9 protein-coding genes are annotated in these 10392 nt (G+C 34.3%); all 9 read right to left on the bottom strand.

The genetic code is table 11. The features are described 5' to 3' along the window. Positions 1 to 447: 447 nt before the first annotated feature. The 9 genes from ftsH to pth all read right to left on the bottom strand — a co-directional run bounded on the left by ftsH (position 448) and on the right by pth (position 10390). On the bottom strand, positions 448 to 2406 hold the full coding sequence (ftsH, locus tag K1I67_RS06930) for an ATP-dependent zinc metalloprotease FtsH (protein WP_223339379.1): 1959 nt from the start codon (positions 2404 to 2406) through the stop codon (positions 448 to 450). 16 nt (positions 2407 to 2422) lie between these two features. After that, on the bottom strand, positions 2423 to 2965 hold the full coding sequence (gene hpt / locus K1I67_RS06925; protein ID WP_223339378.1) for a hypoxanthine phosphoribosyltransferase: 543 nt from the start codon (positions 2963 to 2965) through the stop codon (positions 2423 to 2425). Between the two features lie 4 nt (positions 2966 to 2969). Further along, on the bottom strand, positions 2970 to 4247 hold the full coding sequence (tilS, locus tag K1I67_RS06920) for a tRNA lysidine(34) synthetase TilS (protein ID WP_223339377.1): 1278 nt from the start codon (positions 4245 to 4247) through the stop codon (positions 2970 to 2972). Next, on the bottom strand, positions 4244 to 5512 hold the full coding sequence (locus K1I67_RS06915) for a serine hydrolase (protein WP_223339376.1): 1269 nt from the start codon (positions 5510 to 5512) through the stop codon (positions 4244 to 4246). Before K1I67_RS06915 ends, tilS begins: the two co-directional genes overlap by 4 nt. Continuing rightward, positions 5505 to 5627: an SP_0009 family protein gene (locus K1I67_RS09935; protein WP_045762396.1), complete on the bottom strand. Its 123-nt coding sequence runs from the start codon at positions 5625 to 5627 to the stop codon at positions 5505 to 5507. Before K1I67_RS09935 ends, K1I67_RS06915 begins: the two co-directional genes overlap by 8 nt. Before the next feature lie 6 nt (positions 5628 to 5633). Continuing rightward, a complete protein-coding gene (locus K1I67_RS06910) occupies positions 5634 to 6002 on the bottom strand; it encodes a septum formation initiator family protein (protein WP_223339375.1) in 369 nt (122 codons plus the stop codon). Continuing rightward, a complete protein-coding gene (locus K1I67_RS06905) occupies positions 5995 to 6261 on the bottom strand; it encodes an RNA-binding S4 domain-containing protein (RefSeq protein WP_001234970.1) in 267 nt (88 codons plus the stop codon). Before K1I67_RS06905 ends, K1I67_RS06910 begins: the two co-directional genes overlap by 8 nt. Positions 6262 to 6324: 63 nt before the next feature. After that, positions 6325 to 9828, bottom strand: a complete 3504-nt coding sequence (gene mfd, locus K1I67_RS06900) for a transcription-repair coupling factor (RefSeq protein ID WP_223339374.1) — start codon at positions 9826 to 9828, stop codon at positions 6325 to 6327. After that, positions 9821 to 10390: an aminoacyl-tRNA hydrolase gene (gene pth / locus K1I67_RS06895; protein WP_045613244.1), complete on the bottom strand. Its 570-nt coding sequence runs from the start codon at positions 10388 to 10390 to the stop codon at positions 9821 to 9823. Before pth ends, mfd begins: the two co-directional genes overlap by 8 nt. Positions 10391 to 10392: the final 2 nt, after the last annotated feature.

Raw genomic sequence — 10392 nt, 5'->3', positions numbered from 1 at the left:
AAAGGCGGTGTCTTAACCCCTTGACCAACGGACCGGAGTTGTTATTTTCAACTCTTACTATTATACCGACTTTTTTTGCTTTGTCAACACCTTTTTTTAACTTTTTTTCATTTCTCCTGGATTACTGCCTTCAGCTCTCTGAGAAGGGCTTTGCGGCCTTTAAATCGTTCGTCTGACCAGAGTTTCGGTTAATTTTTTTCTTACAATAATTGTTTTTTATGAAACACATATCATTTTTTGAAAACATTTCTTCATATTATTCAAGTAACTGTTGCATTCTTGTTTTCAGAAAATTTGAATCATTTCCTCTAAGAGAGCATTGACATAGGTGAACTTGTATTTTGTTTTCTATATATCGAAATCTTTGATTTAAATTCGAGTTTCCTCAACTTTTTTTAAAAAAACAGAGAAAACTTGCGCTTCCTCTGTTTACAGTATTTAAGATAATTAATTTTCTTCACTCATTTTTGATTTTACTTCATCATAAGATAATGCATGTGATTCCTCTTCTATTGTTTCAGGCATCTTTCCTGTTTCGTATAGAGATTTAATTTGTGTACTATCCAATGTTTCGTATTTCAATAATGCTTCTGCAATCAGCTTGTGAGTTTCACGATTTGACTGGATAATTTCAGCAGCTTTGTTTCGTGCTTCATTCAATAATGAACGAACTTCTTCGTCAATTTCATAAGCTGTTTGTTCTGAAATTGATTTTTGAGGGGTTTGTGCACCAAACATGGCATGACTTCCTTCATATTGTACTGGACCAAGTTTTTCACTCATACCATACTCTGTAACCATTGCACGCGCCATCTGAGTAGCTTGTTCGAAGTCATTAGATGCTCCAGTTGTTTGGACGTTAAAGATAATCTCTTCAGCTACACGTCCACCCATTAAGCCAGCTAATTGTTCTTTCATATCTTCTTTAGATAGAAGCATTTGGTCTTCCTTAGGAAGTGCAATCATATATCCGCCTGCACGTCCGCGTGGTACTATGGTAACTTTATGAACAACACGGGCATTTGACAATACTAGACCGACAATGGTGTGTCCTGCCTCATGGTAGGCAACCAATTCACGTTCTTTTTGTGAAACTGTCTTATCTTTCTTAGATGGTCCAGCGATAACACGATCTTCAGCTTCATCAATATCAGAAGCATCAATCACTGATTTATTACGACGAGCTGCAACCAAAGCTGCTTCGTTCAATACATTTTCCAAATCGGCACCAACAAAACCTGGAGTTTGTTGTGCTACCAATTTCAAATCTACATCTTCAGCTAAAGGTTTATTTCTAGCATGGACTTTCAAAATTGCTTCGCGTCCCTTAACATCTGGACGACCAACTAATACTTTTCTATCAAAACGACCTGGACGAAGTAGAGCCGGATCAAGAACATCTGAACGGTTTGTTGCCGCAATGACAATAATTCCTTCATTTCCTTCAAAACCATCCATTTCAATCAAGAGTTGGTTTAAGGTTTGTTCTCGTTCATCATTACCTCCACCTAAACCGACACCACGTTGGCGACCAACGGCATCAATTTCATCGATAAAGATAATAGCTGGTGCTGCTTTTTTTGCGTCCTCAAAGAGAGAACGTACACGGCTTGCACCGACACCGACGAACATTTCTACAAAGTCAGAACCTGAAATACTAAAGAATGGTACACCAGCTTCTCCTGCGACTGCTTTGGCAAGTAATGTCTTACCGGTTCCCGGAGGCCCCTCTAAGAGAACACCAGCTGGAATCCGGGCACCCAATTTTGTAAATCGTTTTGGATCTTTTAAGAATTCAACAACTTCAACAAGTTCTTGTTTTTCTTCCTCTGCGCCTGCGACATCTGAGAAGCGGACTTTAATATCCTCTTTGTTAGCAGCCTTAGCTTTACTACGTCCAAAGCTCATTGGATTACGTCCGCTATTTCCGCCCATATTTCCCATCATAGAGAAGAGGAAGAAGAATAAGATAGCAAATGGTACTACTGAAACCAGGATGTTAATCCACATACCACTTGAGCTTTCGTGTTTTACTTCAATTTCTGTTTGATGTTCACTTGCTAGCTTTTGCAAATCCGCTACAGTTGTATCTGATGGGAGGACAATACTTGTAAATTTCTCTACTTTTGTAGCAGAGGGTGTAAAAAATTGAATTCCCGTTTCCTGTTTCTCTGTCTTAGCAGTTTTGTAGACACCATACACTTCAATAACACTACCACTTGGTTGGTAGGTCATTTCTTTTACATTGTCGTTAGTGATTTCCTGAACCAATTCTGAGTACTTAATTTGTTGACTATGACCAGCGGATCTGCCAGCAAAAAAGTACTGGAATCCTGTCACTAGCAAGAAAATCATCAACAAATAAAGAAATGGATTTTTTATGAAACCATTATTTTGTTTTTGCATTCAAACACTTACCCTTCTATTTTGAGTAAACTTCCTCTTTCAATACACCTACATAAGGAAGGTTACGATAGTTTTCATTATAGTCTAAACCGTAGCCTACAACAAATTCATTTGGAATTGTAAAACATGTATAATCTGCTTCGATTTCTACTGTACGACCTTCTGGTTTATCAAGCATGGTAACAATCTTCACAGACGTTGCTTCTCTTGCAGTAAACATATCTTTCAAACTTTTCAAGGTTTGACCAGTGTCAATGATATCTTCTACAAAGACAACATGTCGACCTTTAATATCTTGAGTTACGTCTTGTTTAATATTAATGACACCACTACTTACAGTCCCACCATGATAGCTAGAGACCATCATAAAGTCCATTTCAAGATGTGTATCAATATATTTCACCAATTCTGCCATAAAAGGAATAGAACCTTTTAGAATTCCAACTAAAATCGGATTTTTTCCCTCATAATCTTTTGTCAACTGAGCACCCAATTTTTTAGCTGCTTCTGTAATTTCATCTTGTGAAATCAAAATTTTCTTGATATCTTTGTCTAACATGATTTTACCTATCTATTTTTTCTATATAAAGTACAGTGTTCATTATATCATTTTTCATTTTTTTACTCAAATCACTGATTTCAATTCCTAAAACTGAACAAATTTTTCCAAATTGCTCAATGATAATAGCTTTTTCTCGTTTTTCTTTAGGAATTTTTAAATCAATAAAATGTCGTCTTAGTTTTTTACGATGACCGTTTTTTATCAAATAATCACCAGGCTGTCGATGCCGTAAAATCAACGATGTTTCACGAGAAACATTCATCTTTTGGACATTTTCCCCTTTTAGAGGGATTCCAAATGAGAATAAATAACCTTCATAATGAACTTGATTTTGATAGTCTAACACACAATCACTACTTTTTTCATCAGACTTTGGTCTGATTTTACAAATTTTAAAGTGTTGGTATTCTTTTACAAGTTCATAACCATTTTTTAAACGATGACGATATTGACTCTTAGTTTTTAAAATATGAAGAATTTCTTGAAATTGTTCTCTTGTTACATTTAAATCAGCAAAACAACTAAGGTATTGTTGTAGTAAAACTCGCTGTGTTGCTTCACTAAAAGATAAAAACTGAGTTAAATCTTCCACATTGACTGTTTGAGATAATTCAGTCAGAGCAATTTGATAGTCAGATACTTCTTTTCCAAACTCTAAAAACGCTCTCTTTAGCTGAATATTTTCTTTTTCCAGTTGTGGTAAGTAAATATTACGAACTCGATTGCGAAAATAATGATTTTCTTTATTCGTCCTATCTTCAAAATGCTCAACTTCAGGAAAATCCTTCTTATAAAAAGAAAGCAACGGACGAATTAATTCTCCCTTATCAAACGTTTGTCTCTCTTTTATAGCTGATAAGTGTTGCAACCTAACACCTCGAATCAATCGCATAAAAATCGTTTCAGCCTGATCATCTGCATGATGAGCTGTTACAAGGGCTGTAGAGGAAGTTTTCTCCATTACTTCTCTAAAAAAATCATAGCGAAATTGACGAGCATTTGCTTCTGAAAAATCTCCAGTAAAATGAGCTACGTAAATTGGAACTCCAACTTGTTCAGCTAGTTTTATTAATTCATATTCCTCAGTATCCGATTCTAATCGTTGTTTATGGTTCACATGAGCTAAAAACAAATCAATCCCAAGTTCTTTTTGGTAAGTTGAAAGGAGATGAAAAAGAAACATCGAATCCAATCCACCAGACAAGGCTAGTACAACTCGTGAATGATCTTTAAAATAACCTTTTTCTAAAAAATGATTTAAAAAATCTTGGTCTCTCATTTTAGGACCTCATAGACATCCTTAGCAATTTTAGAAATGGTATCATAATCAGAATTTTTGGTAAAGATTGAAATAATGAAAGGAGAATCTGTGTAGACTACTGCCACATCGTGTTTAAATTCATCTGCATCCCCAATTTTATGGGCTACCTTAGCAGAAATATTCTTAGCAATCCGCTGATTATCAAAAGCTGTTTGCGATAGGGATTCTAAAACAAAACCATTCTGATTGTAAATAGATTCCATAACCTGACCAGCCATTTTAGCTGAAGCTAACTTCTCTGTTACGTTCCACTCTTCACCTGCGATAGCAGTCATTTCGTTTTTAAAGGCTTCATCTGATTTATTCGTAATATAATAAGCAAGAATATTATGAGCTACATTGTCAGATTCTTTCGCTGTCTTTGTAATTAAATCTTTGAGAGTGTACTCTTTATTGTCCGCTGTTTTAGGGAGACTTCCACTTCCTTCCGGTTTATAAGAACCAGGGAAATCATTTACTTCGGAAACATACTTCAGTTTCGTGTCAAGTTGGTAATCACCTTGATTGATTTTTTCCTGAACAGAATAAAGATAAGGTAATTTCATAACACTAGCAGCGTACATTTTTTGATCTTCGTTAATCCCAGCTTCCTTACCCGTGCTCAATTGTTTAACATAAATAGAAAACTGTTCATTTTGATAATTCGCAGATAACAACTCTTGTACTTTCTGGATACGATTGTCATCATTGGAAATGTAATCCGTCGAAACCCAACCAATTTGTTTGATATGTAAAAATTCATGACCACCAGCAAAAATAGACATATCTACTTCAACCTCTTGATAAGCTGCTAAAGTAGACTTTAATTCTTGTTGATCATAAGGACTATTATAAACGACAAATCCTGGTTCTAACCATACTCGTTTAGAAAAATCGTTGACAATTGAACTATCGTATAAAAGTCGTTTATCAGCCATCACAAATTGATTATTTGACAATTTAAAGACAGGCTGTCCTTGTTTATTTAATCTCCATTCTAAAACAGATAATTTTGTATCTGCATTGACTTTTCCTGATTCTTTAATCAAATCTTCTGTAGAATAAACAGACGTTTCACCATAAAATTTTGGAGATTCTATAACATCTTGATAGTAAAAATGATACGAAGCGTGGGTTAAGGAATAAACTTCTTGGTTTGGAATGATAACTGGATTCTCAGTGCTTACTACTTGGACACTTTTTAAAAAAATAGGAAGTAGTAATATCACTAAAAATTTACGCATTCTTTTTTTCCTCTTCTTCTTGTAGCCGTAACAGATGATTTTTTTGAGCTAACTCTTCTAATTTTTCATCTGATTGACTTAAAAACTTTTCTACAATATCTAATAAATTTTCCATTTTACATTACCTAGGAAGTAAGTCCGGAATAGTATAAACTTCCTCCCATGATTTTGAATAGTAATATTTTGCACGCAAATACTTGGCTGCGTATGTTTCGTCCTTTAATTTGGTTGCAAGATTTGATTCTTTATCTTTTTCAGCGCTCAATTCTTGATACTGCTTTTTCAAGTCAGATAACTGTTGGCGACGTTCAAGTAGTTGCTGATAACTTTGAGTCAAATTATAGGTTGGTAGGATAAACAACAACATAATCAAAATCAACACCCAACCCATAAAACGATTTCGTCTTTGTCGTTCTTCCATCAAGTATTTACGACGCTGATGTTCATTTTGAATAAAGGAATTATTCATTTGCACTATTTTTTTATACATCGTTTTCTACCCTTGTTTCGCTGATAATTTCATACATACCTGCGGCATCTTCTTTTTTAGTGCTATCTTTCATTTCTAACACTTTTACAAGCAACAACTTATTTCCGAAACGAATTTCGACTTGGTCGTTGATTTTTAAATCTGTAGAGCTCTTAGCAAGAATACCATTTACCTTGATACGTCCCTTATCTGCAACTTCTTTAGCCACTGTACGGCGCTTAATAATTCTTGATACTTTTAAATATTTATCTAATCTCATCTTTATTACCTCAAATTATTATTGTACCATTTTTCTCCCTTTTATAGAAGAAAAATGTCATACCTAATTTGACTCTTTTGCATTTTTTATGGCCACTAGGGATTCAGCAAAAGTCAACAATCCTTCTAAAATCTCATAATCTTTTTTATTTCGAATATCAAATACAACTTCTATCAAACCTTGATTCTCAGAAATATTAGCCTTCAAACTTGTCTGTGAGAGGGCCTGAAAATAATCTTGTGTTAAAAATAGTTGTTGCGAAATTTTTTCAAATTGAATGACAAGTTTATTATTTTTTCTTTCAACACGATTGACAAATACTTTATCAAGATAAGCTTTTGCTAAACCAATTTCTAAAAGATAGGCAACTACATCTGGATATTCTCCAAAACGATCGATCAACTCATCTTGTAATTCTTCATAGTTGACACGATTGTCAATCTGACGAATTCTCTTGTAAATTTCAATTTTATGTCTTTCATCCGAAATATATTCATCTGGGAGATAAGCATCAATTTGTAGAATTAACTCAGCATTTCCTTTTTCACGCTTTTTGTCAGTTCCATTTTTCTTAGCAATTGCTTCTTCTAACAACTGAGAGTACAACTCAAAACCAACAGAATCGATAAATCCAGACTGAGAGCTTCCTAAAAGATTCCCAGCTCCACGAATGGATAAATCACGCATAGCAATTTTGAAACCAGAACCCAGTTCAGTGAAACCTTTGATAGCTTCTAATCTCTTCTCAGAAACTTCTGTCAAAGTTTTATCTGGACGATACATGAGATAAGCATAAGCAATTCGATTACTACGACCAACACGACCTCTTAATTGATACAAGGTTGACAAGCCCATATGATCTGCATTTTCTATAAACAAGGTATTAGCATTTGGAATATCTACTCCTGTCTCGATGATTGTTGTAGTTACTAAAATATCATATTGTCCTTCAATGAAATCAAGAAGTGTATTTTCTAAGCGAATTTCACTCATTTGACCATGAACAAATCCAATAGAAGCTTCTGGAATCAGTTCTTGTAACTCTGAAACCTTCTTTTCAATCGTGTCAACTTTATTGTAAAGATAGTAAACTTGACCACCACGATCCATTTCTCTCAATACAGCATCACGAATGATACGATCATTCTGTTCAAGTACGTAGGTTTGAACAGGATATCGATTTGTTGGAGGAGTCTCTATGACTGATAAATCTCGGATACCTAGCATAGACATATGAAGTGTTCGAGGAATTGGTGTCGCTGTCAAGGTTAAGACATCAACCTTCTTTTTTAATTTCTTCAAAGCTTCCTTATGCTTAACACCAAAACGTTGCTCTTCATCAATAATCATCAACCCCAAATCAGCAAACTCAACATCTTTAGACAAGACTCTATGGGTCCCTATCAAGATGTCTACTTGACCTTTTTTTAACTTCTCAAGTGTTTCAGTCTGTTCTTTTTTACTTCTGAAACGACTCAAAACATCTACGTTGACAGCAAATTGTTCAAATCTTTCCTTAAAATTACTGTAATGTTGCTGAGCAAGAACGGTTGTTGGCACTAAAACGACAACCTGTTTATGATCATTGACAGCCTTAAATGCAGCTCGCATAGCTACTTCTGTCTTACCAAAACCAACATCTCCAACTAAAAGTCGGTCCATCGGTTGAGAAGCCTGCATATCTTTCTTAATCTCTTCGATACTTCTAAGTTGATCCTCAGTCTCTACATATGGGAATGCTTCGTCAAAAGCATTTTGGTCTTCATCATCTTTTGAAAATGCAAAACCTTTAAGTTGGCTTCTCTCTGCATATAACTTAATTAAATCATCTGCAATATCTTCAACTTGACTCTTTACTTTTTGCTTCGCTTTTTTAAAACGTCCATCGTTTAATTTGTTTAACTTTGGAGCCTTACCATCACTAGAAACATACTTAGAAAGAGTCTGTATCTGCTCCACAGGAATAGAAATTTGATCTCCATTTTGATATTGAACACTTACATAGTCTCTATGAATCCCTTTGATTTCAATCGTTTCAATCCCTAAATATTGACCAATACCATGGATTTGATGAACAACATAGTCTCCTTTTTGGAGTTCATTATAATCCTTTAATCGTTCAGCGTTACTGATATTTTGTCTTCGATATTTCCGTTTAATCTTCTTTTTAAAAATTTCATATTCAGTGATAAATACAAGATTTTCATCTACAAAATGAAAGCCATGTCGCAGATTTCCTTCAACAAGATTGACAGTTCCTTTACAGATTTCACTTTCATTACTATTATCAACTTTAATATCGTATTCATCAAGAATCGTTGACAGTTTCTTTAGTTCAGTTTTGCTACTTGATTGAAGAACAACCGTATACTTTAATCTTTTGTAACGTTCAATTTCTTCTTTCAGAAAAGAAAACTGATTAAAGAACTCTTGCATAGGATATTGATTGAACTGGTACAGATTATTAAATTTCAAATTTCCAAGCCCTTTTTGAAAATTTGAAAAGAAAGTCGCTGGTACATATTTTTTAAACTGACTTTCTACATCAGCAAAATATTGTAAACTTGATACTGCTTTACTATTATGTAAATCTTCTGTAAAGTAGCAAGCTATTTCCTTATCAAAAGCATCGTACTGGTTCATGATTTTTTGAAAATCATCAAAGATAATAGGCACTTGATTCAAATAGTCTGTCAAGGTCCACTGTTTTTTATAAAATACAGACAAAAACTTGCGAATATCTGCATGAAGAACTTGCTCTTTCGTACAACTAAAAACTTCTTCTAGGTAAGACTTTAAAGTTGGAGAAAGTGCCTTATCAATCTCATGTTCTAAAAATTTCTGACCACGATGATAATCTTCATTCGTTAACAAAATATCACTAGCTGGATAGATTAGTACTTGAGTTTGACTATCTTTTGATAATTGAGTTTCAGTATCAAATTCTCTAATGCCATCAATCTCATCACCGAAAAATTCAATCCGATAAGGACATAGTTGAGAGGTTTCAAATATATCTAGAATATCTCCACGAAGGCTAAATTCTCCCTGACTTTGAACTTGTGTAACTTTCTTATAACCAAGAGAAATCAAGTGATTTTTTAATTCTCTTTGTTCGCATTCTTGCCCCACTTGAAGTTCTAAGATACTATCATCAAAAACTTGAGGATTCGGCAAGAATACTCGACTAGCTGCGACGTTACAAACTAAAATTCCTCTTTGAAACTCATCTCTTAGAAAACGCAAAGCTTCAACCCGAGAAAAAATCTTTTCCTGAGATGATACCAAAAATTCAACCATTGGTGAATCATCTACTAGAAATGGATAAACCAGATCAGAACCTAATATGGAGATTAGATCATTAATCAGACGCTCAGCTTCTCCATATGTGGAAGTAATCACTAAAACCTTATCCTGACTCTTCAGACTACTAGCAATCGCTAAAGATTTTGCTGAGCCAGAAAGACCTAGCAATAATTGTCTTTGTTTCTGTAGTAAGTTCTCATGCCAAGATAGAATTTGTTTATTCTCTAAAAAGAAATCGATTAATGCCATTTCCTTACCCATTATATTTCTGCATCGTCTTTTCAAAGTTTTTTTCTTGTAAATAATAATTTACAGCATCGTCAACCTTGTCAATTGACTGTAAAATACCGATATAATCTTCTTGATCAAACTTACTCAAAACATGATGAACTACTGACATTCCTTTTTTAGGTCTTCCAATGCCAATCTTTACACGATTGAAAACCTGTGTACCAATATGTTGAATAATCGACTTAATTCCATTATGACCACCAGCTGATCCTTTAGCACGAAGACGAATTTTTCCGACTTCCATGTCAAGGTCATCGTAAATAATCAGTAAATCTTCAATATCTAAACCATAATAAGTTAACAATGCATGAACAGCTTTTCCACTTTCATTCATAAAAGTCGTCGGTTTCACCAGATAAATTTTTTCACCGTTAAGAAAAAATGAGGCTAACTCAGCTTGGAATATCTTATCGTGTGTAAAGGTAACATTCTGTTTTTTGGCTAGTTGGTCAATCAGCATAAAGCCAACATTATGTTTAGTTTCAAAATATTTATCTCCTGGATTTCCCAATCCTACAAGTAATTTTGTCATTT

Origin of the sequence: Streptococcus infantis, from assembly GCF_019929575.1 — a bacterium.
Taxonomy (GTDB): Bacteria; Bacillota; Bacilli; order Lactobacillales; family Streptococcaceae; genus Streptococcus; species Streptococcus infantis_L.
Note: the sequence above shows the minus strand (reverse complement) of the source record. Positions and strands in the feature narration are given on the sequence as shown.

Coding starts and splice junctions, on each gene's coding strand:
- hpt (WP_223339378.1), bottom strand. CDS start 2,965: ATGTTAGACAAAGATATCAAGAAAATTTTGATTTCACAAGATGAAATT.
- K1I67_RS06910 (WP_223339375.1), bottom strand. CDS start 6,002: ATGTATAAAAAAATAGTGCAAATGAATAATTCCTTTATTCAAAATGAA.
- tilS (WP_223339377.1), bottom strand. CDS start 4,247: ATGAGAGACCAAGATTTTTTAAATCATTTTTTAGAAAAAGGTTATTTT.
- K1I67_RS06905 (WP_001234970.1), bottom strand. CDS start 6,261: ATGAGATTAGATAAATATTTAAAAGTATCAAGAATTATTAAGCGCCGT.
- ftsH (WP_223339379.1), bottom strand. CDS start 2,406: ATGCAAAAACAAAATAATGGTTTCATAAAAAATCCATTTCTTTATTTG.
- mfd (WP_223339374.1), bottom strand. CDS start 9,828: ATGGGTAAGGAAATGGCATTAATCGATTTCTTTTTAGAGAATAAACAA.
- K1I67_RS06915 (WP_223339376.1), bottom strand. CDS start 5,512: ATGCGTAAATTTTTAGTGATATTACTACTTCCTATTTTTTTAAAAAGT.
- pth (WP_045613244.1), bottom strand. CDS start 10,390: ATGACAAAATTACTTGTAGGATTGGGAAATCCAGGAGATAAATATTTT.
- K1I67_RS09935 (WP_045762396.1), bottom strand. CDS start 5,627: ATGGAAAATTTATTAGATATTGTAGAAAAGTTTTTAAGTCAATCAGAT.